General features: G+C 65.9%; 17 protein-coding genes, 1 tRNA gene and 1 rRNA gene. 5 read left to right on the plus strand and 14 right to left on the minus strand.

Annotated features, from left to right (window positions below; genetic code table 11):
* From AC1AYR_RS10420 to AC1AYR_RS10440, 5 genes are all read right to left on the minus strand, one after another.
* Positions 1 to 140: ribosomal RNA gene (locus AC1AYR_RS10420) — 16S ribosomal RNA — on the minus strand; the annotation flags it as partial.
* A gap of 885 nt (positions 141 to 1,025) precedes the next feature.
* Positions 1,026 to 2,078: a ketol-acid reductoisomerase gene (gene ilvC / locus AC1AYR_RS10425; RefSeq protein ID WP_476512563.1), complete on the minus strand. Its 1,053-nt coding sequence runs from the start codon at positions 2,076 to 2,078 to the stop codon at positions 1,026 to 1,028.
* Between the two features lie 359 nt (positions 2,079 to 2,437).
* Positions 2,438 to 3,802, minus strand: coding sequence for an MFS transporter (locus tag AC1AYR_RS10430; RefSeq protein WP_476512564.1), 1,365 nt, complete (start codon positions 3,800 to 3,802; stop codon positions 2,438 to 2,440).
* Positions 3,803 to 4,326: 524 nt separating this feature from the next.
* Positions 4,327 to 5,511, minus strand: coding sequence for a LacI family DNA-binding transcriptional regulator (locus AC1AYR_RS10435; RefSeq protein ID WP_476512565.1), 1,185 nt, complete (start codon positions 5,509 to 5,511; stop codon positions 4,327 to 4,329).
* A 288-nt stretch (positions 5,512 to 5,799) separates the two neighbouring features.
* Complete coding sequence (locus AC1AYR_RS10440; protein ID WP_476512566.1) at positions 5,800 to 7,416, minus strand: MFS transporter; 1,617 nt, start codon at positions 7,414 to 7,416, stop codon at positions 5,800 to 5,802.
* A gap of 251 nt (positions 7,417 to 7,667) precedes the next feature.
* Here AC1AYR_RS10440 and AC1AYR_RS10445 point away from each other — a divergent pair, with 251 nt between their 5' ends.
* Both AC1AYR_RS10445 and AC1AYR_RS10450 read left to right on the plus strand, forming a co-directional pair.
* The gene (locus AC1AYR_RS10445) at positions 7,668 to 9,023 is read left to right on the plus strand and encodes an ABC transporter permease (RefSeq protein WP_476512567.1); all 1,356 of its coding nucleotides are present in this window, start codon (positions 7,668 to 7,670) and stop codon (positions 9,021 to 9,023) included.
* Entirely contained in the window at positions 9,020 to 10,321 is a 1,302-nt protein-coding gene (locus tag AC1AYR_RS10450) for an ATP-binding cassette domain-containing protein (protein WP_476512568.1), read from the plus strand. The genes AC1AYR_RS10445 and AC1AYR_RS10450 overlap by 4 nt, the downstream gene beginning before the upstream one ends.
* A gap of 69 nt (positions 10,322 to 10,390) precedes the next feature.
* Here the strand turns inward: AC1AYR_RS10450 and AC1AYR_RS10455 are convergent, their stop codons facing one another.
* The 5 genes from AC1AYR_RS10455 to AC1AYR_RS10475 form a co-directional block, all read right to left on the minus strand.
* Complete coding sequence (locus AC1AYR_RS10455) at positions 10,391 to 11,200, minus strand: HD domain-containing protein (protein WP_476512569.1); 810 nt, start codon at positions 11,198 to 11,200, stop codon at positions 10,391 to 10,393.
* Between the two features lie 350 nt (positions 11,201 to 11,550).
* On the minus strand, positions 11,551 to 12,423 hold the full coding sequence (locus tag AC1AYR_RS10460) for a class II glutamine amidotransferase (RefSeq protein ID WP_476512570.1): 873 nt from the start codon (positions 12,421 to 12,423) through the stop codon (positions 11,551 to 11,553).
* 111 nt (positions 12,424 to 12,534) lie between these two features.
* Positions 12,535 to 14,874 carry a KUP/HAK/KT family potassium transporter gene (locus AC1AYR_RS10465; protein ID WP_476512571.1) on the minus strand — a complete coding sequence of 780 codons (2,340 nt, stop codon included), beginning with the start codon at positions 14,872 to 14,874 and terminating at the stop codon, positions 12,535 to 12,537.
* Between the two features lie 159 nt (positions 14,875 to 15,033).
* Entirely contained in the window at positions 15,034 to 15,993 is a 960-nt protein-coding gene (locus tag AC1AYR_RS10470) for a TatD family hydrolase (protein WP_476512572.1), read from the minus strand.
* A 30-nt stretch (positions 15,994 to 16,023) separates the two neighbouring features.
* Positions 16,024 to 16,128: an oligogalacturonide transporter gene (locus AC1AYR_RS10475; RefSeq protein ID WP_476512573.1), complete on the minus strand. Its 105-nt coding sequence runs from the start codon at positions 16,126 to 16,128 to the stop codon at positions 16,024 to 16,026.
* 92 nt (positions 16,129 to 16,220) lie between these two features.
* On the opposite strand from AC1AYR_RS10475, the gene AC1AYR_RS10480 reads away from it, so the two are divergent.
* The gene (locus AC1AYR_RS10480) at positions 16,221 to 16,502 is read left to right on the plus strand and encodes a hypothetical protein (RefSeq protein WP_476512574.1); all 282 of its coding nucleotides are present in this window, start codon (positions 16,221 to 16,223) and stop codon (positions 16,500 to 16,502) included.
* Positions 16,503 to 17,242: 740 nt separating this feature from the next.
* On the opposite strand, the gene metG is transcribed toward AC1AYR_RS10480, so the two are convergent.
* Complete coding sequence (gene metG, locus AC1AYR_RS10485; RefSeq protein WP_476512575.1) at positions 17,243 to 19,108, minus strand: methionine--tRNA ligase; 1,866 nt, start codon at positions 19,106 to 19,108, stop codon at positions 17,243 to 17,245.
* A gap of 237 nt (positions 19,109 to 19,345) precedes the next feature.
* On the opposite strand from metG, the gene AC1AYR_RS10490 reads away from it, so the two are divergent.
* Both AC1AYR_RS10490 and AC1AYR_RS10495 read left to right on the plus strand, forming a co-directional pair.
* A complete protein-coding gene (locus tag AC1AYR_RS10490; RefSeq protein ID WP_476512576.1) occupies positions 19,346 to 20,071 on the plus strand; it encodes a hypothetical protein in 726 nt (241 codons plus the stop codon).
* Positions 20,068 to 20,466 (plus strand): variant leucine-rich repeat-containing protein, encoded by a 399-nt coding sequence (locus AC1AYR_RS10495; RefSeq protein ID WP_476512577.1) that lies wholly within the window; start codon positions 20,068 to 20,070, stop codon positions 20,464 to 20,466. The genes AC1AYR_RS10490 and AC1AYR_RS10495 overlap by 4 nt, the downstream gene beginning before the upstream one ends.
* 97 nt (positions 20,467 to 20,563) lie before the next feature.
* Here the strand turns inward: AC1AYR_RS10495 and rsmI are convergent, their stop codons facing one another.
* The 3 genes from rsmI to AC1AYR_RS10510 form a co-directional block, all read right to left on the minus strand.
* Entirely contained in the window at positions 20,564 to 21,619 is a 1,056-nt protein-coding gene (gene rsmI, locus AC1AYR_RS10500; protein ID WP_476512578.1) for a 16S rRNA (cytidine(1402)-2'-O)-methyltransferase, read from the minus strand.
* A 79-nt stretch (positions 21,620 to 21,698) separates the two neighbouring features.
* Positions 21,699 to 22,766 (minus strand): class II fructose-bisphosphate aldolase, encoded by a 1,068-nt coding sequence (fbaA, locus tag AC1AYR_RS10505; protein WP_476512579.1) that lies wholly within the window; start codon positions 22,764 to 22,766, stop codon positions 21,699 to 21,701.
* 549 nt (positions 22,767 to 23,315) lie between these two features.
* Positions 23,316 to 23,389: transfer RNA gene (locus tag AC1AYR_RS10510), tRNA-Gly, on the minus strand.
* Positions 23,390 to 23,495 lie beyond the last annotated feature (106 nt).

A 23,495-nucleotide genomic window follows, 5' to 3' on the forward strand; every position in this document is an offset into this window, starting at 1 on the left:
AGTACGGGGCAGGTCGGTCACGCATTACTCACCCGTTCGCCACTCTCACCCACCAGCAAGCTGGCAGGATCCCGTTCGACTTGCATGTGTTAAGCACGCCGCCAGCGTTCATCCTGAGCCAGAATCGAACCCTCCACAAAAAAACCTTCATGAAGAGAAATCGAAAAACGACTCTCAAAAAAGAAAAAAGACGGAACCACTTAATAAGGAAAAGCGGTTCGCACAAAAACCCCGACCCCCATCAACCACCCTCGTGGACTCCAGCAAAAACCGGAGCGGGAATCGGACTGGCAATCATTGACTATAAAGAAGTAAGTAGTACAACACACTCTTGAGTTCTCAAACCACCACACACACCAAGCAAACCCGAAGGAAACCAACCAAGGAAACCCCCGACCGCCCAGCGGCAGCGAAAGAACAATCTACACCACCACAACCAACCACGCAACCCAACACCACACAACAAACCCCAAACCCCCGAAAACAAGCCAAAACACCGGCGTGTCGAAAACAGACAACACACACCACTCCCACCAGACCAACCAACAACACCCCCGCACCACCGGACCACCCTCCGACGCTACGCGCCACCTCCCGCCAGCGGGAGGAAACAACCACACCACCACGGCACAACACCACGCGACACAGCACAACTCGCCACAGCACAACCCACCAAACCAGCAACCGACACCCACCACAGCACCGCCAAACCACCCTCCGGCGCTCACGCGCCACCTCCCGCCAGCGGGAGGAAACAACACACCACACACCAAACGGGACGACCGTATGGGGAAACCGCGTGTCGGCGCTATTTACCGCCTAGCCCCCTCACTTGGCGCGATTCTCGTGCGATTCTCGTGCGGAAAACCCTCGTTTTCCGCACGAGAATCGCGCCAAGAACCGCCACAGGGCACACGGCAACGCGAAAGGGCCGCCACTTCGATTCCCATCGAAGTGGCGGCCCTACGTTACGCGGTTAGCTTTGCCGCTAATCCGCAGTTACCGCTCACGCGACGCAACCAAGCTCACTGAACCTGGGTACGAGCGATCTTGCCGTTGAAGGACTCGGCTTCGTCCTGATCCTTGGCCGGGCCGTTGTTCCAGGAGAACATGGCGCGCAGCTTCGGGCCGACGGTCTCGAGGTGCGGGTGGGAGTACTCCTCCTGCAGCTCCTTGAACTTCGGGGCGCCGGCGGCCTGGTCATCCATGAACTCCTTGGCGAAGGAGCCGTCCTGGATGCGCTTGAGCTGGTACTGCATGCGCTTCTTGGTCTCCTCGGTGATGACCGTGGAGGTGTAGTCGCCGTACTGGGCGGTGTCGGAGCAGGACCAACGGGCCTTGTTGAGACCACCCTCGTTGGCGAGGTCGACGAGCATCTTCAGCTCGTGGAAGACCTCGAAGTAGGCGATCTCCGGCTGGTAGCCGGCCTCGGTCAGCACGTCGAAGCCCATGTCGCACAGGTGGTTGATGCCGCCCATGAGGACGTCCTGCTCGCCGAACAGATCGGTCTCGGTCTCCTCGGTGAAGGTCGTCTTGATGGCGCCGGCGCGCAGAGCGCCGAGGGCCTTGGCGTAGGCGAGGCACAGCGGCCAGGTCTTGCCATCCGGGTCCTGCTCGACGGCCACGACCACCGGGACGCCACGGCCGGCGGCGTACTCACGACGCACGATGTGGCCCGGGCCCTTCGGGGCGACCATGAACACCGGGTGATCCTCGGACGGCTTGATGTAGCCGTAGTGGATGTTGAAGCCGTGGGCGAAGGCCAGAGCGGCACCCGGCTTCAGGTTCGGCTCGACGTCCTTCTTGTAGACGGCGGCCTGGTACTGATCCGGCAGCAGGATCATGACCACGTCGGCCTCGGCGACGGCCTCGCCGACGGACTTGACCTCAAGGCCCTGCTCCTTGGCGAACTCGACGGACTTGGAGGTCGGGCGCAGGCCGACCACGACGTCGACGCCGGAATCACGCAGGTTCAGCGCATGGGCGTGGCCTTGGGAACCGTAGCCGAGGATGGCGACCTTCTTGCCTTCGAACACGGAGAGGTCGGCGTCCTTCTCGTACCAGATAGTTGCTGCCATGATTGGCACTCCTTTATGTTGTTCAGTATGCCGAACGAAAACTGCACGTCCGACAATCGGTGAGATTGCTGACGGCCTTCGGCGGGAAAGGATTGTGTCCTTAGGCGAGGAAAGTCATCGGTTCACTGGGGACTAGTTCTAGTCCCGCAGTGGTTGGCGCGGTCGCCCGCGTCCAAATATTGAGTTGAATTTTCAGTTATGGAATCACGTCGAAATGTCGGCCACCTCAAGGTGGAAAGTTGGCCGTGTCACTTCGTGAAATCGACGTCCGGGCCGAGCCGTGAAGCGGACAGTCCAGTGAACTGTCCGCAGGCTCGGCCGAACCGCGACAGCGGCGAGGCAGAAACCTGCCGTCGATGTCACTTCGTGAAATCGACGTCCTTCGTCTCATGGCAGGAGAGCACGGCGACGAGGCAGCACAGGGCCATCACGCCGAGGTAGATGCCGACGGAGTGGACGCCCCAGTGGGAGCTCAGCCAGGTGGCGATGGTCGGCACGAAGGCCGCGCCGACGATGGCGGCGAGGTTGTAGCCGATGCCGGAGCCGGAGTAGCGCACGTTGGCGTCGAACAGCTCGGGCAGGAAGGCGCCGATCGGGCCGAACGCGGTGCCCATGAGGGCGAAGCCGACGCACAGGAAGACCATGTTGGCGAAGAAGTTGCGCTGGCCGACGATCTCACCGTTCAGGAGGAACGGGAACAGCGCGGCGAACACGACGAGCAGCACGGAGGACGTGATGATCACGCGCTTGCGGCCCCACTTGTCGGCGTTCACGCAGGAGATCACGATGAAGGCGGCGAACACGCAGATGGCGATCATGAGCATGAGCAGATATTCCTGGTTGGTGAAGCCGAGGCCACCGCCGCCCTCGCCCTGCTCCTTGGTGCCCCATGCGAGGGACCAGGTGGCGAGCGTGTAGAACAGCGTGTAGGTGACGGCGACGAGGAACGTGGCCTGCAGGACCTGCTTCCAGGACTTGCGGAACACCTCGGTGAGCGGGGACTTGACGACCTTCTTCTGCTCCTGGGCCATGCGGAAGATCGGGGTCTCCTCCATGTGGACTCGGACGACGAGGCCGATGATCACGAGCACCGCGGAGAGCAGGAACGGCACGCGCCAGCCCCAGGCGAGCATCGCGTCGGAGTCGTTGAAGGTCTCAAGCAGGAAGTAGGTGCCGTTGGAGAGGAAGAAGCCGATCGGGGCGCCGAGCTCCGGGAAGGAGCCGTAGAGGGCGCGCTTGTCCTCGGGGGCGTTCTCGGTGGCGACCAGCGCGGCGCCGGACCATTCGCCGCCCAGGCCGATGCCCTGGACGAAGCGGAGCAGGCACAGGATGGCGACGGCGAAGACGCCCGCCTGGTTGTAGGTCGGCAGGCATCCGATGAGGAACGTGCCGACGCCCATGGTCATCAGGGAGACGACCAGCGTGGTCTTGCGGCCCATGCGGTCGCCGAAGTGGCCGAACACGAGGGAGCCGAGCGGGCGGGCGATGAACGCGATGGCGAAGGTCAGCAGGCTCATCAGCAGCGCGACGGTCGGGTTGTCCTTCGCGGAGAAGAAGATGTGCGGGAAGTAGTTCGCCGCGGCGGTGCCGTAGGCGTAGAAGTCGTAGAACTCGATGGCCGTACCGACCATGGAGGCGGCGATGACGGTCTTCACGGAATCGTGGGCCATCGCCTGCAGCTTGCCTTCAGCTGCGTTTTCAGTCGTTGCCTCGACTGCACTCATGGGATTGTCTCCTGAATTGGATGGGGTTTCTCTCTCTGTTTCGCAGGAATTCCATCGCGCACCCGGATCTTGTGGATCGTGGTGGACGGGCAATGAAAAAGCCCCGCATCTCATGCAGGGCTTGAAGCAACATCAATCGCTCTCGCCCTGCCTTCGCTGACGGGGCTCAAGCTTGTAAGCCGAATCATGCCGCCAGCGAAGACGGAATAATAATTCGTGCGGACAGCAGAGCGACGTTGACGAGCGTCATAGCGGACTCATCAACGGTGGTGTCGGCAGTGTATCCAGTCATCGCGGCGGCCTCCTTTCGGTCTAGAAGTTTTCCCTCCGAGCGGTTATCGCTCGAACTGGTTCCACACCATAGGAGCGCCGTTCCGCCGCCGGCCCCCGATGTTCACTATGTGACCATCGTCGTTCCCGTGCGATTCCCCGTTACCCCGCGTTCACGCGCATGTCAGGCGATTCCGCCACGGCCACGGCGGAACGGCGCCCGCACGGCAGCACGGCATCGTCACCGCCTCCGATCACCGCGTCGAGTCCGCCTCGCGCAACGTGAGCGGCACGAGCGTGACGCCGCGCTCCCCCGCCGTGTCGCCGCCGGACTCACCGGCACCGCCCGCGACATCATCGGAATCACCATCACCGCCATCCCCGATCAGCGCGACCATCCGGTCGACGATCCGCTCGGCGATCGCGCCGAAATCCTGCGCGACGGTGGTGAGCCGCACGCCGGCCGCGTCGACGAGATACGTGCCGTCGTACGCGACGATCTGCAGGTCGTCGGGCACGCGGATGCCGCGCCGCGCCGCCTCCTGCGCGGCGAGCGCGGCGACCACGTCGTTGCCGACGACCGCGTCGAACGGCGGCACGGCGGCGTCCGTCGCGGCACGCGCGACGCCGCCGGCACCCGCCCGCTCGCGCCGGTCGAACAGACCGCGCACGGCGGCGACGTATCCGGCGAAATCGTCGACGCCGCCCGACTCGACGTATTCGTGCGCGACGCCGGCCGCGTCCAGCTCGCGTTCCAGCGCGAGGTAGTAGCGCACGGTGGGGAACGTGGATTCGGGATGCGGCGCGGCGGCACCGGCGGCGGCCTCGCCCGCGGCGCGACCGGCGTCCGCGACATCCTCCGCGGCGTCCTCCAGGTCGTGGAACTGCGCGCGCGGGCCGCCGACCATCGCGACGTGCCGCGCGCCGGACGCGATGAGCGTGCGCGCGACGATGCGTCCGCCCTCCTCGTGGTCGGAGCGCACGGACGGCACGCCTTCGCCGAGATACCGGTCGAACGCGACGACCGGGCGCCCGATCGACGTCCAGTAGTCCGCGGGATGACGCGTGTGCGCGGCCATGACGATGCCGTCCATCATGTGCCGGCGCAGCATGTCGATGTATTCGGATTCGTCCTTGCCGGTGTCCGCCACCGAACACAGGACGACGCGCATCCCGCGCGCGGAGAACCCGCGCTGGAGGGCGGCGACGAGCGTCGCGAAGAACGGGTGGCGGATGGTCGGCACGATCACGCCGACCATGTTGGTGCGGTCGCGGTAGAAGTTGCGTGCGAGCTCGTTGGGAACGTAGCCGAGCGCGTCCATCGCGTTCTGCACGCGCTTGCGCATCTCGTCGGACACGTAACCGGTGCCGTTGACGACGAGCGACACCGTGCTCACCGAGGTCCCCGCCCGCTTCGCCACATCACGCATACCGACCATGTTCCCGCCCGCCTTTCATCGCCCATCACGGTGACACCATGTCACTTCACACCACGATTGGATGATACATGCACCCGCTTGCCGACCCGTCACAGGCCCGCCGTTCCCCGCTCCCGCCGGAGGAAGCCACCCGCGAACGCGACCCACTACCCCGCTCCCGCTGGCGGGAGCTGTCCGCAACGCGGACTGAGGGTGGTCACCTGCGCAGCAGAACCGCCGCCACCGCGAACGCGACCCACTACCCCGCTCCCGCTGGCGGGAGCTGTCCGCAACGCGGACTGAGGGTGGTCACCTGCGCAGCAGAACCGCCGCCACCGCGACGCACACGATCGCCGCGGGGAACAACGCCACGTACCCGAACGACGCGGGCACCACCGCCACCGCGCCCGCGCCCAGACCGGCACCGAGCGCCAGTCCCAGCGGCCTGGCGTTGGCGTACACGCGCAGGTAACGTCCGGACTCGCGCGGATCGGGCAGCGTCTCGACGACCAGCGGCTGGACGAGCGCGTCGTACAGGCCGGAAGCGTATCCGGCCACGAACGAGAAGACCGTAAGGCTGCGTTCGCCGCCGACATGGAGAATCGTCAATCCGGCGAGCAGACCGACCGCGTACAGCGCGCACACGCACACCACGGACGCGCGCGATCCGCGCCACCACGAGCCGAATCCTTCGGCGAACTTGTCGGTGACCGCTCCGGCCGAATATGTGGCGAGCAGCGTACCGGCGAACGTGGCGAGCGCGAGCAGCGCGATGAGCGTGCCGGACGGCAGGGTCATCGGCGCGGCGGTGAGCGCCGGATCGTCGCCGTACACGGCGAACCGCACGATGTACCACAGGTACACGCCGGTCGTCGCGATGGCGGCGGTCATGAACACGCGCGACCAGCACAGACGGCGGAACCGCGCCGCATCCGTTCCCGCGGCACCGCGCGGCAGACGCAGCGACGCCGCGCCGAACACCTCATGCCAGTCGAACCGCATGTGCGGCTGCTCGACGCTGGACGGTTCGCGCGGCCATACGAGCACGGTGACCACACCGGAGAGGGCGAACATGACGGCCGCGCACAGGAACGGGTTGAACGCGCCGAATCCGATGGCGAGGCCACCGACCACGCCGCCGGTCGCCTGTCCGGCGATCACGCCGATCGCGTTCCACCGTTCGATCTCGTCGCGGAACTTGTCGGGCACGCGCTCGGCCACGGCAGCGGCGAGCGGTACGACGATCATCGCGTAGGTGCATTGCAACAAGGTCCACAGGACGACGATGGCGGCGATGCCGGTCGTCGCGCCGAGCGCAAGCGCGACCAGCGCGGAGAGCACGCCGCCCGCGACGAGCCACGGCGTGCGACGGCCCGCGGCCACGCGCGTGCGGTCGGACAGTGCGGCGACGAGCGGCGTGAACAGGAGGCTCCACACGGCACCGAGGATGATCAGGCCGGCGAGTACGGGCGCGAGGGAGACGGCGCGCAGGGCGGCGGCGGGGTCCGCACTGCCCATGTCGAATCCGGCGCCGCGTGCGATCTGATTCGGCAGTCCTACGAGGTTGACGGCGGCCCACGGCGCGGCGGCGAGCAGCGAGCAGATGGCGAACGCCCATTTGAGCCGCGTGACCTGCGCGGCGTCCGGGCGCTGGCCGTCCGCGGAGACCATCGGATCGCGCATGTCGAGGAACGATGACGCGTAGTCGGGCACGGCGGCGTCGACGGATGCCGCGGCGACGACCGAGCCGGTGCCTTCGGCGGCGAGTCGCGCCGCCTGCACGGTCGGCTGTTCGACGGATGATTCCGGGGCGAGACGGTGAGGGTCGGCGGCGAGACGGGCGACCGACGCCTTGTCTTCGGGACTCAGCGCCTTGTCCAGATCAGGCCGGTCGTCGATGCCCGGCCGCGTGTACGGCTCCATCATGGTGGGCTCCTTCCCTCGGTGTATCCCAGTTATCATTGTCCCACTTCGCGGCCCCCGGTTCATGCAATCACATGCGCCCGTCGCGGCCTTCCCGGCCGGCTCCCTCCTTTCCTGCCGCATTCCCGCCGCCTTCCCAGCCAGCTCACAGCCTCGGATAAGAGAACATCCACATTTGCCGACCTACTGTCTTACTGTTGAATCGGAACGTCCGCGCGCACGCGGGCATAGGGACCCAAGAGGACTGGAGAGTCATGTTCGTTCTCACCAACGCCTGGCGTGCCGTGACGCGCCGCTGGGCGATTTCGGCGCTGACCGTGGTGGTCACGCTGCTCGTATCGTTCGGCACGATCGCATCGATCGCGATCGTGCAGGAGAACGATACGGCGCACGGCAGCGCCTACGACGCGCAGACGCCGAACGCGGTGCTGCGCCCGACCGCCGCCACGCAGGCCGCGATGAAGTCCGACGATGCGAAGGCGACCACCTCGCGCTACCTCACGTTCGACGACTACACCCCGTACGCGGTCGCCGCGCAGGAGAAGGCCGTCTCGTTCACGTACACGTTCATGGAGACGCTGCCGGTGCGCCAGACCGCGAAGTTCAAGGCGCTCGCCGGCACCGCCGACACGGAGACCTCCGCCGACAAGACGGGCGGCGAGTTCCAGCTGCGCGCCTTCTACGACGGCAAGACCAAGCAGGACAACGACTACGGCCAGTACACGATCGTCGACGGCAAGGCGCTCAAGTTCACCGACACCTCATTCACCGGCGCGCTGATCTCCAAGTCCGTGGCCGAGAAGAACGGCCTCAAGGTCGGCGACACGTTCAAGGTCGGCGATCCGACCGACAAGTCGAAGACCTACGAGCTTACCGTGCAGGGCATCTACCAGTACGAGGATTCGGACGACGGCAACGGCTCGACGGCCAAGTCCGAGTACGCGAAGGACAACCGCGAGAACGTGATCTACACGGCCTACGCCACCACGTACACGCTCGGCCTCGACAAGCTCGACGACGCCAAGGCGAAGAACACATGGTCGATGCCGAAGCTCGACATCATCTTCGATTTCAGCGACGTCGCCACCTACAACAAGTTCGTCAAGCTCGTCAAGAAGGCGAAGCTGCCGAAGGGCTACACGCTCGAATCCCCGTCGCTTGAGACGTACACGAAGTCGATCGAACCGCTCGCCGCGACCGCCTCCCGCACGCGCATCATCCTGTGGGTGGTCGCGCTCGGCGGCTGCATCGTGCTCGCCGCGCTCACCATCGCGCGCACCTGGTTCGGGCGCACCGACGAGATCGGCATGGCGCTCGTCTCCGGCGTGACGAAGCCGCGCCTCGGCTGGCAGTTCATGGTCGAGACGTTCATGCTCACCGTGATCCCCGCCGTGATCGGTCTCGTGGCGGGCGGCCTGAGCGCGGGCGCGATCGGCGCCGCGCTGGCGGGCGGCCACGCCACGCCCGTCACGTCCGGCATCGTCTGGCCGTTGGTCTGGGAGTCGATCGGCATCGTCGTCGTGCTCGCGATCGTCGCAATGCTGCGTCCGGCGACGTTCCCCAACGCGAATCTGTTCAAGGCATCGGAGATTTCGGAGGACAAGGCATGAGCGAGAAGGACATCGACAAGGACGAGAAGGTCACCGAGCAGGACGATGTCGCGGCCGATGAGACCGTAGTCGACAAGCCCACGGACGAGGCGGATGTCACCGGCGAGGCGGATGTCACCGGCGAGGCCGAGACGGACGACGGCATTGCCGACGCCGACGCGCAGCCGGTCGAGTTCAGCATCGTCTACGACGAGGATGACGATGCTGACATCGCGTTCGCACCGGCCGCCATCGACGAGACGGACGCCATCATGGATGACACGGAAGGCGACGCCGCGCAGGTGGCAGTTTCCGGCGAAACGGCCACCGCGGGCGAATCCGACGCGGCAGGTGCCGGAGAACCGGGTGCCAACGCCGAAGCGGCCGACGGCGACACTGACAAACCCGCGAACACCACCGACACCATCGACACCGCTGACACCGCCGAAGACAAGGCGGCCGACGCGAACCCCCGGGAGACGAGCGCGGCGGCCACGGCGGCGAACGCGCGACGCGTCAACGAGACGCTCGCGCTGGCCGCGAAGAACGCGACGCTCGACGCGGCCGCGGACCCGAACGAGGTCAAGGCATCGGTGAAGCGCTCCGAACGCGCGCTCGACCAGCAGGTCGGCGACCGCGTGCTGCTCAAGTCGTACCCGACGTTCTCGCTCAACCATGCGACCACGACGAACCGCAAGACCGGGCGTCACGTGCTCGACAACGTGTCGATCGCATGCTACGCAGGCTCGCTGTACGCGATCCGCGTGCTGCCTGACGAGGACGATCCGGAGCAGCGCGTCACGCTGATGGAGGTGCTCGGCGGCTACCAGCTGCCCACCTCCGGCACGGCGATGACGAAAAGCTCGAACCTCGTGGAATTGGAGATCAACGAGCTGCGCGGGCATCGTCTCGGCATCGTGCCGCAGCGGTACGCGGTACGCGGCGATCTCGACGCCGAGGCGAACGTGCGCTATGCGATGGACGCGTCGGGGCGCACGTATCTGAAGCCGAAGCCGGTGATTGCACGCGAACTGCTCGAACGCGTCGGATTCTCCGAGGCGACGAGCGGGCGTCCGGTGGGCGAGCTGCCGCTTGTGGAGCAGCGCCGCGTGGCGATCGCCCGCGCGATCAGCTGCGAGGCGGACGTCGTGATCATCGACGAGCCGACGAAGGGACTGGACGATGACGGGGCCGCCGCGATTCTGGAGCTGCTCGCCTCGATCGCGCACGCCCGCGACCCGAAGCGCGCCGTCATCATCGTGACCGCCTCCGACGAGGTCGCGGCCGCCGCCGACCAGACCTTCCATCTGGCCGACTGAGGTTTCTGTTCTCCCCCGAACGCGATCGGCCCCCTCACGCGAGGGGGCCGAGTCATACCAGATACCAGATCACACGATGACCATGTGGTATTCCTTGGCCAGCGGCCGCACGTCCACCACACCGTACTGGTCGAGGAGCTCCAGCCAACGGCGCTTGTTCTCCTCGCCGAAGCGCGCCGCGCGCTTCGTATAGCTTTCCGCGGTGACGAACTTGGCTGGCAGCGATTTGCTGTTGTACTTGTCCGCCACCATCACGGTCTCCTGCTCAAGATTGACCGGCACGTAGTCGGCCGGCGGCAACGGCAGCTCCTGGCGGATCACGTCGTCGCGCGTGAGACCCACACCGGTGTGGTTGCGCGCGAACTGCGCGATCTCCTCATCCACGCCGTTCTCCAGCAGGTACTCGTAGCCGAGCAGTCCGTGCTTGATGTACTTCTTGCCGGCGAACTTCAGCGGCTCTCCGTCGGTACCGTCGTGCTTGAGGACCTTGTACGTGCCGATGTCGTGCAGCAGGCCGCCGATGGTGACCAGATGCTCGTCGATGAGCCGCGGCGGCACATGCCCGCCGGTCACCCCGTCGGACGGCGGCACGGCGAGGAGGTTGCGCACAATGGATTCCCCGGCCGCGCCGGCGGCGCCGGACTCCCCCGCCTCGATCCCGGCAAGCACCTCCTCCGCACCTGCGGCGGACGGCGCGGCCAATTCCGCCGCATCCTTCGGCAGCGTGCATCGGCGGGCGAACAGCATGTTCTGGCGGTGGGCGAGCATGCGGGCGATGCGCGCGACGATCACGCAATGCGTGTGAATCAGGTTGTACGCCTCTTCGGAAGGCGCGATCTTGTGGTGAAGCTCTTCGATCTGCTCAAGCGTGGGAACCATACCGCCATTGTATGGCGGCCACGGAACGCGCAGGAACACCTCATGTAGCCATGCAGCCGATGGAATCCACGAGTTGTGAAGATTCCCGAGGGCTCCATCCTCATTATCCGCACGGGTGGCGCCGCATCATTCGACTCATTTGGTTCTTTTCACGTTCATTTGGTAACCGAACGGCGACAGCTACGCCTCATCGTCTCAACAAACCGTGCGATACCGCCGATTCCTCAATCGGTATGCACAAGCAAGGCGCGAAAACTTACCAAAGGAAGCTCCAAAGAACCAAATGAAGCGCAACTACGTGCAATCCATCGACTGTCGGAGGTCACTGACTAGCTGTCGGAGGTCACTGACTAGTCGATGGAGCGCATCGACCACTCGCCGGTGCGGTTGGAGGCGACGATCATCTGGTCGTTCTCGAGCTCCTGCCAGCCGTCGGCCTCGGTCTGGTCGAAACCGGAGGAGGCGACGACGATGCCGGCCGGCGCACCCTCCTCGTCGGTGAGCGCACGGTAGCGCATCACACGGTAGTCCTGCGCCTTCTCGCCCTGGCCGTACTGGTCGTAGATCTCGACGATGCGCGACGACGTGCGTTCGCGGCCGGCCGCGTTCAGCGCGATGAACTGGTCCTGCGACTGGATCATGCAGTTGTAGCTGGAGCGCGGGTACGCCTGGCGCAGTTCGCGCACGGCCTGCGCCACGGCCTCGTCGAGGTCGTAGCCGAAGCCGATGTATTCGAGGATCACGGCAAAGAAGATCGCGGAGTCGGAGCGGCCGCCGGTGGACAGGAACACGCTGTGGTTCACCGGATACTGGCGGTTCGTCACGATGTTGCGGCCGTGCGAGTCGGAGATGTCGCCGTTGTGGATGAAGCTCAGCCCGTTCGCGAAGAACGGCTGCTGGTTCTCGAGGATGAGCGGCAGGTTCGAGGAGGCGAGACGCAGATGCCACAGCCCGCCTCGCGCCGGCTCGGAGGCAAGTTCGGGGAAGACCGGGTCGAGGCGCGCGGCCACGGTGGTCTTGTACAGCTTGGTGCCGGTCTCGGGAGAAGGGGCACCGCCGTCGAGTGTGCCGGGTCGTTCGATCGGCTCGTAGAGCATCGCGCAACCCCAGCCGTCGTTGTGGATCTCGCTCATCTCCCGATAGGCGTCCACACCCTCCGTGCCTAGGATTGCGTTGAGGCTCAGGTTGAACCCTGCCGTCGCGTAACCCAGTAATCTGCACATAGTTGGCTACCATAACGCGCACAGGTTTCGACGCGCGGCCGCCGCTATAAGCGTTGCTTATAGGTTTCACCACGCATCTGCCGCACGACGCCACTGCGCCCGCACCGACGCCTACCGCACTGGCGGCAGCTCTCCGGTGGTCGGTTCGCTCCCGGCCGCCTCCGCGCGTTCGATACGCTTCAGCCGCGGCGGCCTGCGCGTGGACACGAACAGCGGCTGCACCTCGACGAGCGGATTGTACGGCGCGAGTCCGAACCATTTGACCGGCGAGCCGGCGACGTGGCGGATCGCGTATTTCGTCTGCAGCGACAGCGCCCCGCGCGCGGAGACCTTCGATTCGGGCATGAGCGCCTTGTGGATGAGCACGTAGCGGATCGTGCCGATGTTCGGATCGGAGTCCACCTTCGGGTACAGCGACTTCTGCTGCGGCAGCTCGCCGCTCTTCGACAGGTCGTGCATGATCTGGTGCAGGTATGCGGGAATCGACTGCGACACCTTGAATCCGAGCCGGATGCGCACGCGGAACAGGAAGTCGGTGCCGAAGTTCTGCACCTCGTATTCGCGCGTGAACGGCTGGTCGGTGGTCTCGACGCTCACCGCCCACCATGCGCGGGCGCGCTTGGGATGGTCGGCGAAGATGGAGAAGAAGATGTCGGTGTCGAGTCGTTTCGTCTCGCTGTCGGACGTCAGATAGACGATGTTGTCGGCGAAGTACGGGATGCGGAAGTCGCCGTGCAGCTTCTCCAGCGTGGGCAGGAAGTCCTTCGGGCGCATGTGGCGGCGTTGCGCGCGTTCCAGCTTCGTGCCCTCGTTCCACGTGTACATGACGAACAGGATCGCGATGGTGAGCAGCATCGTGAACCAGCCGCCGTGCAGGAACTTCGCCATCGACGCGATGAAGAACATGATCTGGATGGCGAGGAACAGCACGAGGAACACGATCGCGCCGAGACGCCGCCCCGCGTACCAGAGGTACACGGCGAGCAGGATCGTCGTCGTGATCATCGTGATGGTGAGCGCGAGCCCGTACGCGGCGGAGATGTGCTCGGAATCCTTGAACATGGCGAGCACGAGCAGCGTCGCGACGCACAGCACCGCGTTGACCACGGGGATGTACAGCTGGCCGCGCGTGCGCGCCGGGTAGCGCACCTGCAGGTGGGGCATCCAGTTGAGGCGCGTCGCCTCGGAGACCATCGTGAACGCGCCGGTGATGAGCGCCTGCGAGGCGATCACGCCGGCGGTGACGGACAGCACGACCGCCACGTAGCGCACGTTCGGGGTCATCATCTGGAAGAACGGGTTCAACGATTTCATCGTCGTGTAGTGCGGGTCGCGGCTGTGCGCGAGGATCCACGCGCCCTGCCCGAAGTAGCAGCACACGAGCGCGACCTTGATGAACGGCCACGTGAAGTAGATGTTGCCGCGTCCCACATGGCCCATGTCGGAGTAGAGCGCCTCGGCGCCGGTGGTCGCGAGGAACACGGTGCCCATGAGCGCGATGCCGGCGTCGTTGTGCGGGCTGAACAGGAAGCGCACGCCGTACACCGGGTTGAGCGCGGCGAACACCGTCCAGTCCTGCGAGAGGTTCACGAGGCCGACGACGGCGAGGAAGCTGAACCAGACGAGCACGATCGAGCCGAACACGCGGCCGATGCTTTCCGTGCCGCGCGACTGCACCATGAACAGCACGACGATGATGACCACGGTGATCATCAGCGTGAGGCTCGGATTCTCGTCGAACAGCTGCTCGAGCGGCGGCAGGGTCTGCAGGCCCTCGACTGCGGAGCTGATCGACACGGCCGGCGTGAGCACCGAGTCGGCGAGGAACGCGGCGCCGCCGACCATCGCGGGGATCGCGAGCCACGCGCCGCGGCGGCGGATGAGCGAGTACAGCGCGAAGATGCCGCCTTCGCCGTTGTTGTCGATGCGCATCGCGATGAGCACGTATTTGACGGTGGTGATCAGCGTGATCGACCAGAACACCAGCGAGAGCATGCCGAGCACGGCCTCGCGGTCGACACTGCCGATGCCGCCCTGGCCGGCGAGGAACGTCTGCGCGGTGTAGAGCGGCGAGGTGCCGATGTCGCCGTAGACCACGCCGAGCGCGACGATCATCATGCCCCAGCTGACCTTGTTCGGCCCGGACTGCAGACGCGCCCACCAGCGGCCGAAGCGTCCCTTCGCCGCGGTGGTGGCGAGCTTGGCGGCCTCCTTGTTCTCGGCCTCCGCCTGCTTGACGAGGACCTCGCGTTCCTCCTTGGTGAGAGTGCGGCGGGAGACCTTCGGCGCGTTGGTGAAGGTGTCGGCCCTGAGCAGCGCCTCCTTCTCGGCCTTGGCCTTCTCCTGCCGCTCCCTGTCCGGCGCCGGCCTGTTGGGTCTTGCGTTCTTTTCGGTCGCGGTGCCGCCTACCACCTTGCGGGCGCGCTTGACTTGCTGATTGCGGTCAGCCATACGCTCAATCCTCCGTGCTGGGCGGCCTCCCACTGACTGTCGCCCATGATGCTCTTGTCGTCTCTTGCGTCACACTCGCGTTTCTTCGGACACACATCGTAGACCCATAACGGAATCACCACAAATTCACCAAACCGCCGCAACAGCACCGCCGCGCAATCACACGCCGTACACCGCGCGCGTCGTCTCCCGCGTCCCGCGCGCGACCTCGGCGAGCGGGACCCCGAGCGCATCGGCCATCGCTGCGAGCGTGTACGGGATCATGTAGGGCGCGTTGGTGCGCCCGCGGTACGGCATCGGCGTGAGGTACGGCGCGTCGGTCTCGACCATCGCGTGGTCGAGACCGACGATGCGCAGCGACTCGCGGATCCCCTCATTGCCCTTGTAGCTCACCGTGCCGGAGAAGCTCAGGTACCAGCCGTGCTCGCGCGCGATCTCGGCCATCTCGGCGTCACCGGAGTACGAGTGGAACACGGTGCGTTCGGGCGCGCCGTCGGCGAGCAGCGTCTCGATGACCTGCGCGTGCGAGTCGCGGTCGTGGATCTGCATCGGCAGTCCGAGCTCCTTGGCGAGCGCGATGTGCGCGCGGAACGCCTCGCGCTGCAGTTCCAGCGCGCCTTCGCCGGTGCGGAACAGGTCCATGCCGGTCTCGCCGATCGCGACGACCTGGTCCGGATACGCGCGTGCGAGCCGTTCGACCTCGGCCATGGCCTCGTCGAACGGCACGTCGTGGTACGGCTTGTACGTGACGGGCAGTCCGTCCGGCCCGGCCACCGCGCGGTGGCCGTGGCGGACGGCCTCGTTCGGGTGGATGGCGATGGCCGCGTGCACGACGCCCGGATGCTCGACGGCCATCTCGACGGCGCGCGCGAGGTTCGGCAGTTCGCAGCCGCAGTCGATGATGCCGGTCACGCCGACCGCCGCCGCCTGCGCGAGCAGTTCGTCGACGCTATACACGGGCACGTCCGGCTGCCCCTTCGCGGCGGCCTCGTGGCTCATCGCGCGTGCGAACGGCACGACGGACGCGACGTGCGTGTGGTTGTCGATGACGTGCGCCCCTTCCGGCAGCACGTCCGGCGCCGGCGCCCAACTCCGGTCGCGATGATGATGCTTGCTCATAACCGCCCAGTCTAGCGAGCCCGGCCGCCGCTACCGCCAGCAGTCCTCGTAGTCCACGCCGGCCAGCCGCTCGACCACGGCGCGCGTCTCCGGATCGGCGTCGGCCTTCGCGCCGCCGTTGCGCAGTCGCGTCACCTCGCGCAGCACCACGCCGTCGGTGCGCTTGTCGATGACGAACCGCGTCGAACCCGACCGCGCCGAGCACTACCCCGACGAGGATCGTCGCGATGCCGGAGCACAACTTGCGGAACGACGCCTGGATGCCGGAGAACGTGGCGGAACGGTACCGCCGCGTGACGATCTGGTCGATGTCGGCGATGTACGGGAACACGGCCCACGGCAGGTACCCACACAACGATTTGAACGCGAAGAACCACAGCGCGGCGACGGCGCTGACGAGTGCGCTCACGCCGATCACGGCCTGTGCGGCGGCGATGCCCATGCCGCAGAACCGCGTCCAGAACAGGGCGAGGTACGTGGCGATGATGGTGAGCTGCCCGCCGCCGTAGAAGTCGCCGATGCCGAATCCGACGGCCTCGCGCATCGCGATCTTGCGCACGAGTTCGCGCGGGGATGCCTTTTCGCTTTCACTCGCCATATCGTCCAGCCTAGTTCGTGTGGCGTCCGCCGTGATGGGGGACAATCCGGGGTCGTCACGGGCCGGTCCGGGACCATCACGGCTCGCTCCACGGTTTGCTACGGGGAAACGGCAAGCCATGGAGGGAACCGTGACGGACTTGGAAGGATCCGTGGCAGCCCGGGAGAGAACCGCATTGCTTGATGAGACTGGACAGGAGCGGAAGTATTCCGTAGGCGATTATCATGTTCCGTTGGAAACCGAACGGGGTACGGCCGGTCTTCACATACCACCTCATCCGCGGAATATCAACGATTCTGTACCGCCATCCCCATCCCATATCCCGTACGGTTTCCAACGGAAGCGTCCAATCGCCTACGGAAGTCCCATAGCCCGGAAGTCCCCAGCATGGAAACAGAAACCAGTCCGGTTCCGGCAAGTCGATCATCCAAATCAAAAAAAGAAACCCGGCGGGGAGAAGCCGCCGGGTGAGAGAGAAGAGAGAAGAAGGGTTCAGTTATGGGGTTCGGAGGAACCTCGCCAGTGATATTCACTTCGGGAGGAACTCCCAACCGCTGACATGTATCAGTAAACCCACTCTCCCTTGGAGGAACGATGCGCGTTCCTGAGAAACCTCTGAGCGCTATGTGACGGTTTTGTGACCGCTTGCGTTCACTCGGAGGCGAGCTTGGCCTTTTCGGCGGCGAGGCGTTCGGCCTCGGCGGCGCGACGGGCGGCGAGCGCCTCGTCGAAGCGCGCAAGCTCCTCCTCGACGGCCTCCTTCGGGATCTTCGCGAAGATCGGCGTCGGCTTGGCGACGGGCGCGCCCACCTCGATCGGCTCGCTCTCCCACGGGTGCACGGTCTCGCCCAGCTTGTAGTCGCCGGTGATGATCGGGTACTCGAAGCCCGGCTTGTCGAGGTCCTCGACCTCCTCGAGGCGCGGCAGCGGCGAGAACACGCCCTTGCCGCCCAGCGCCTCCCACACCTTCTGCGAGGCGTGCGGCAGGAACGGGGCGAGCAGGTGGTTCGCGTCGGACACGGCCTGCGCGGCCACGTGCAGCACGGTGCCCAGTCGCGCCGGGTCGTCCTTGATCTTCCACGGCTCGGTGGCGGAGATGTACTTGTTGATGTCGCCGACCACGCGCATCGCCTCGATGAGGCCCGCCTTCTGGTGGTGGTTCTCGATGAAGCCGCCGACCGTGGCGAACGCGGCGCGCGTATCGGCGAGCAGCGCGCGGTCCGCGTCGGTCATCGAATCCTCGTCGAGCGCCGGGATCTCGCCGAAGTTCTTGGCGATGAGGTTGGCGACGCGGTTGACCAGGTTGCCCCACGAGGAGGCGAGCTCCTCGTTGTTGTGGCGCACGAACTCGGCCCACGTGAAGTCGGAGTCGGAGCTCTCCGGACCGGCGATCGAGATGTAGTAGCGCACCGCGTCCACCGGGTAGCGCGAAAGGATGTCCTTGACGTAGATGACGATGCCGCGCGAGGAGGAGAACTTCTTGCCCTCCATCGTCATGAACTCGGAGGCGACGACCTGCTCGGGCATGTTCAGCGGGCCGAGCTTGCCGGTCTCGCCGCCCTTGGAGCCCTGGCCGTTGTAGGCGAGCATCTCGGAGGGCCAGATCTGGGAGTGGAACGTGATGTTGTCCTTGCCCATGAAGTAGTAGGCCGGGCAGGACGGGTCGTTCCACCACTGGCGCCACAGCTCCGGGTCGCCCTGGCGACGCGCCCATTCGATCGAGGCGGACAGATAGCCGATCACTGCGTCGAACCACACGTACAGCTTCTTGTTCGGGTTGTCGATCCAGCCCTTCACCGGCACCGGGATGCCCCAGTCGATGTCGCGGGTGATGGCGCGCGGCTTGACCTCCTTGAACAGGCCCTTGGAGAAGTTGATGACGTTGGTGCGCCAGCCTTCACGGGTGTTCAGCCAGGCGAGGTTCGCCTCGGCGAGCGCCGGCAGGTCGAGGAAGTAGTGTTCGGTCTCCTCGAAGCGCGGCGTCTCGCCGTTGATCTTGGAGACGGGGTTGATGAGCTCGTCCGGGTCAAGCTCGTTGCCGCAGGCATCGCACTGGTCGCCGCGCGCGCCTTCGGTGTGGCAGATCGGGCATTCGCCCTCGATGTAGCGATCCGGCAGGGTGCGGCCGGTGGACGGGGAGATCGCCACCTGCTGCGTGCCCTTGTAGATGTAGCCGTTCTTCAGGCACTGGGTGAACATCTCCTGCACCACGTGCTCGTGGTTGCCGGTGGTGGTGCGGGTGAACAGGTCGTAGCTCAGACCCAGATCGCACAGATCCTTGGCGATCACGCGGTTGTAGCGGTTCGCGAGCTCCTGCGCGCTCAGGCCTTCCTTCTCCGCTTCGACGAGGATAGGAGTGCCGTGCTCGTCCGTGCCGGAGACCATCAGCACGTCATTGCCCTTCATGCGTTCGTATCGGGCGTACACGTCGGAAGGGACGCCGAAACCGGCCACGTGGCCGATATGGCGGGGGCCGTTCGCGTACGGCCATGCAACATTCACCAGAATATGACTCATAAGACCGAATTATCCGGCGCGGCGGGGACACGCCGCCCACACGGGCCGTCCCCGATTCCGGCCCCTCCTGGTCGGATTCATTCGGATTCATACGGATTCATACGGTGACGGCACAGCCGCCGAACGCAGTGGATAACCGCGCGCCCATCCACCGGGTTATCCACCCGGCTACCATCCGTCAGCGCGCGACTGGCGCACGCCCCGCACACGCCCTACGGTATGGTCATGGAACACTCAATGACGAACGCATCGACGAACATCGCCCACCCCGCCACCTCCCCGGAAATCACGGAGATCACGGAAACCACGGAAACCCAGGAAACCACGAACTCACCGCCGCCCGCGCCACCGGCATCACCGCCCCGATTGCGCACGACCCCACTCGTGCCGACCATCCTGCGCGAACGCGATCTGCCCGGCCCGATGAGTCTCAGCCGCCTCGCCGCCAACGGCACGATCACCACCTTGGACGATCAGCAAAGCGGCTACTGGTCGGAGCACGCGGCCACCCTGTACGGCCGCGCCACGATCGTGCACCGCATCATCCCGCATTCCACAGTCGCCTGCGCGCTCACCGCCATGTGGGTGTGGATGGGCGGCGACTTCCCACGCACGCTCGACGTGCTGTCGCAATCGCATTTCCGCATGCAGCATTTCGGCCATCGGGTCCGCGCGTTCACGCGCAAAGTCACGCCACGCAATCTCGTCACGCTCGGCAATCTGCGCGTCACCGATCCGACACGCACCGCGTGTGACGTCGCCTCATTGCTCGTCTCTGCCGCACACCCGACCGAATACGCGGACAAAGTCGTCGATCTCATGGACGCCTACGATTTCACGCCCGACGACTGCGCGACGATTCTCAACGAGAATCCCTGCATGTCGACGATGCCGCGCACCCGCGCGTTCCTCTCCGGCGTGCGACGCTCCTACGATCACCGTCACGTCGGAACCGCGCCATGAACCGCCGCGCCGCAGGCCGCCGGACAAGGAGCCGCCGACGCGCACCGCACCCGTCGCGGCGACTGCACACGCTCGACCGCACCGACCGTCTCGAGCGGCTGGCGCGGGCGGCGGCGAGCGCAGACGCCGCCCGCGCCGCCACGCTCGAGCCTCCCGCGCCACCGCTGGAGCTCACGCCGAGCGTGGCCGCCGATCCGGCGACGGATACGGACATCCTGTGGCATATCGCGCGCACCGCACCGGAGCTGCGGCGGTGGCTCGTCGCCAATCCGAAAGCGGACGCGACGCTGCTCGAATACGTGTCGCAGGCCGGTGGGCCGGGCGTGAAACGCGCGCTCACCGTACTGCTGGATTCGTTGGATGCCCTCGACGGTCACCGGTGTCGAGCGCGCTGATCACGCACGCGGATGCCGCGCACTCCCGCGTGCATGCGCGGGGCGCGACGCTCCCGCGCACGCGCACGCGCACGGCGCGACGGTGCGTTCCATACGCCTACTGTTTGATGGCGAGCACGGCCTGATAGACCTGCTTGCGATTGGCGAGCGTGCCGTCGGGCAGCGGGTGCTCGCCGACGACCTGCGTGATCGCTTCCTTGATGCGAAGACCGTCCTCGAGCGCGCGGTCGATGGCGAGCACGGCCAAGTCCTCGACGGACAGCGTGCTCGGCGCGACGGCGGCCGCCTCCTCGTCGGAGGCGCCGGCGACGACGAGCACCATCTCGCCGCGCGGCGGATCCTCGCGCACGCTATCGCGGATTTCGGCGATCGTGCCGCGGCGGATCTGCTCGTAGTCCTTGGTCAGTTCGCGGCACAGGGCCATGCGACGGTTCGGGCCGAACGCGTCGAGCAGATCGTCCATCGAATCGTCGATGCGATGCAGCGTCTCGTAGAACACGATCGTGCGGCGCTCGCCCTGCAGCATGCGCAGATGCTGCACGCGCTCGGCGTGTTTGCGCGGCAGGAATCCCTCGTAGCAGAAGCGGTCGGTGGGCAGGCCGGACAGGGCGAGCGCGTCGAGCACGGCGGACGGGCCGGGAGCGCAGGTGACCGGCAGGCCGCGTTCGATGGCGCGGCGCACGATCGCGAGCCCCGGATCGTTGATCGTGGGCATGCCCGCGTCGGAGACGACGAGCACGGTCGCGCCGGTCTCCACGTTGTCGAGCAGGCCGTCGGCCTTGTCGCGCTCGTTGTGGTCGTGGTAGGCGACGACGCGGCCGTTTACATGCACGCCGAGACGGTTCGCGAGGTCGTAGAGGCGGCGCGTGTCCTCGGCGGCGACGATGTCGGCGTGTTCGAGCAACGCGCGCAGACGCGCGGACGCGTCGCCCACATTGCCGATCGGGGTGGCGGCGAGCACCACCGTGCCCGCGGGGATGGCGACGGACACGGTGGCGGCTGCTCGCGCGGATGCCGGGGCCGGCGCGTTCACGTCATGCGCATCGTCGACGCCGTTGATATCGTCGATGGCGACGATGCCGGTCGCATCGTTCACGGTCGTGTCGTTCACGCTGTTCACGGTCGCATCCGCCGCGTTGGTCATGCTGGTCATGCCTCCAGTATCTCCCACACCCTCGGACGCGCGGGATACGTCATCCGCCGTCTCCCGCCGTCACCCGCGTCATCCGCCGTTACTTGAGCGCCTTGCCGGCGGAACCGAGCTCCTTGCACGCCTCGACCACGCGCGCGGCCATCGCGGATTCCGCCTCGCGACCCCACGAACGCGGATCGTAGAACTTCTTCTCGCCGACTTCGCCGTCGATCTTGAGCACCGCATCGTAGTGCTCGAACATGTGGCCGGCCACCGCGCGCGTGAACGCGTACTGGGTGTCGGTGTCGATGTTCATCTTGACGACGCCGTGGCTGACCGCCTCGGCGATCTCCTCCGGACGGGAGCCGGAGCCGCCATGGAACACGAGCGCGAACGGCTTGCCGTTGGGGAAGTCGACCGCGCCGGCGGCGGACGCCACGCGGCCGTCGACCACGGCGGTGGCGACCTCGCGCTGGATGTCGCCGAGGAGTTCCGGACGCAGCTTGACGACGCCCGGCTTGTACGCGCCATGCACGTTGCCGAACGTGAACGCGGCCATGTAGCGTCCGCGCTCGCCCAGCCCCAGACGCTGCGCGACCTTCACACCGTCCTCCGGCGTGGAATACAGTTTCTCGTTGATTTCGGCGCGGTGGCCATCCTCCTCGCCTCCGACCGTGCCGATCTCGATCTCCAGCACGGTGTGCGCCTTGACGGACTTGTCGAGCAATTCCTCGGCGATGTCGAGGTTTTCGGCGAGCGGCACGGTGGAACCGTCCCACATATGCGACTGGAAGGTCGGTTCCTTGCCGTGCGCGACCTCGTCGGCCTCGTGCGCGAGCAGCGGGCGCACCCATTCGTCGAGGTACTGCTTGGCGCAGTGGTCGGTGTGGAGCGCGACGGTGATGTTCGGGTACTGCTTTGCAACCTCGTGCGCAAACGCGGCGAACGCCAGCGATCCGGTGACGCGGTCGTTCACGCTCTGGCCGGAGAAGTAGGCGGAACCGCCAACGGACACCTGGATGATGCCGTCGGATTCGGCTTCGGCGAAGCCCTGCAAGGCGGCGTTCAGGGTCTGCGTGCTCGTCACGTTGATGGCGGGGTACGCGTAGCCGCCGCGACGGGCGGCGTCGAGCATTTCAGCATAACGTTCGGGAGTTGCGATAGTCATACGGCCATTATCGCGCCATCGCTTGGCCGATGCGCCGGGAATGTTCACCGGACGCTGTGAATTTTCGCACACGTAACATGCGCGACGCCCCACGGCCATGTGCACTGGCGGCGGCACCGCGCGGCAACGGGCCGTCATGCGAATCCCCTGGATGAACGTGCGAGTTTCCAGAGGGGGCGGGAGGGGACGGCTTCCAGGAGCGGCACAACGTGTGGAGTTCCAAAGGAAATGTGCGGAGTTTGGGAACGAACGTGTGGAGTTCCAAAGGGAATGTGCGGAGTTTGGGAACGAACGTGTGGACCGACCTTCTGAAGACCGCACGGCGACGGCCTCCGCCCGCCCCGGAAATCCGCATGATTCCAAGGATCTTGTCGTTCACGACGACGCAATATGACGCCGTCTTCCGGAACCCACTCCACACGTTCGCCATAGAACTCCACACATTCGTTCGAAAACTGCGCACGTAATACCCAAAACTCCGCACGTAATGGCTGCGATGCCCTGCGACGCCCGAGACGAAAAAACCGGCGATGGCCCGCCGGTTCCAACTGGAGCGGATGACGGGAGTCGAACCCGCCTTTAAAGCTTGGGAAGCTTTCGTTCTACCGATGAACTACATCCGCAAGGGTGCGTCTTTTGGACGCGAGCCACCAGTGTAAACACGGCGCGGGACTTGACACCGCACCGTCTCACTACTCGGGCGTCCATCACCCCACATGACGCCTACAC

This window comes from Bifidobacterium sp. LH_417 (assembly GCF_056357035.1).

Excerpts from the sequence above, each read along its gene's own strand:
- ilvC (WP_476512563.1), bottom strand. The coding sequence starts at position 2,078 with ATGGCAGCAACTATCTGGTACGAGAAGGACGCCGACCTCTCCGTGTTC.
- AC1AYR_RS10430 (WP_476512564.1), bottom strand. The coding sequence starts at position 3,802 with ATGAGTGCAGTCGAGGCAACGACTGAAAACGCAGCTGAAGGCAAGCTG.
- AC1AYR_RS10435 (WP_476512565.1), bottom strand. The coding sequence starts at position 5,511 with ATGGTCGGTATGCGTGATGTGGCGAAGCGGGCGGGGACCTCGGTGAGC.
- AC1AYR_RS10440 (WP_476512566.1), bottom strand. The coding sequence starts at position 7,416 with ATGATGGAGCCGTACACGCGGCCGGGCATCGACGACCGGCCTGATCTG.
- AC1AYR_RS10445 (WP_476512567.1), top strand. The coding sequence starts at position 7,668 with ATGTTCGTTCTCACCAACGCCTGGCGTGCCGTGACGCGCCGCTGGGCG.
- AC1AYR_RS10450 (WP_476512568.1), top strand. The coding sequence starts at position 9,020 with ATGAGCGAGAAGGACATCGACAAGGACGAGAAGGTCACCGAGCAGGAC.
- AC1AYR_RS10455 (WP_476512569.1), bottom strand. The coding sequence starts at position 11,200 with ATGGTTCCCACGCTTGAGCAGATCGAAGAGCTTCACCACAAGATCGCG.
- AC1AYR_RS10460 (WP_476512570.1), bottom strand. The coding sequence starts at position 12,423 with ATGTGCAGATTACTGGGTTACGCGACGGCAGGGTTCAACCTGAGCCTC.
- AC1AYR_RS10465 (WP_476512571.1), bottom strand. The coding sequence starts at position 14,874 with ATGGCTGACCGCAATCAGCAAGTCAAGCGCGCCCGCAAGGTGGTAGGC.
- AC1AYR_RS10470 (WP_476512572.1), bottom strand. The coding sequence starts at position 15,993 with ATGAGCAAGCATCATCATCGCGACCGGAGTTGGGCGCCGGCGCCGGAC.
- AC1AYR_RS10480 (WP_476512574.1), top strand. The coding sequence starts at position 16,221 with ATGCCGGAGCACAACTTGCGGAACGACGCCTGGATGCCGGAGAACGTG.
- metG (WP_476512575.1), bottom strand. The coding sequence starts at position 19,108 with ATGAGTCATATTCTGGTGAATGTTGCATGGCCGTACGCGAACGGCCCC.
- AC1AYR_RS10490 (WP_476512576.1), top strand. The coding sequence starts at position 19,346 with ATGACGAACGCATCGACGAACATCGCCCACCCCGCCACCTCCCCGGAA.
- AC1AYR_RS10495 (WP_476512577.1), top strand. The coding sequence starts at position 20,068 with ATGAACCGCCGCGCCGCAGGCCGCCGGACAAGGAGCCGCCGACGCGCA.
- rsmI (WP_476512578.1), bottom strand. The coding sequence starts at position 21,619 with ATGACCAGCATGACCAACGCGGCGGATGCGACCGTGAACAGCGTGAAC.
- fbaA (WP_476512579.1), bottom strand. The coding sequence starts at position 22,766 with ATGACTATCGCAACTCCCGAACGTTATGCTGAAATGCTCGACGCCGCC.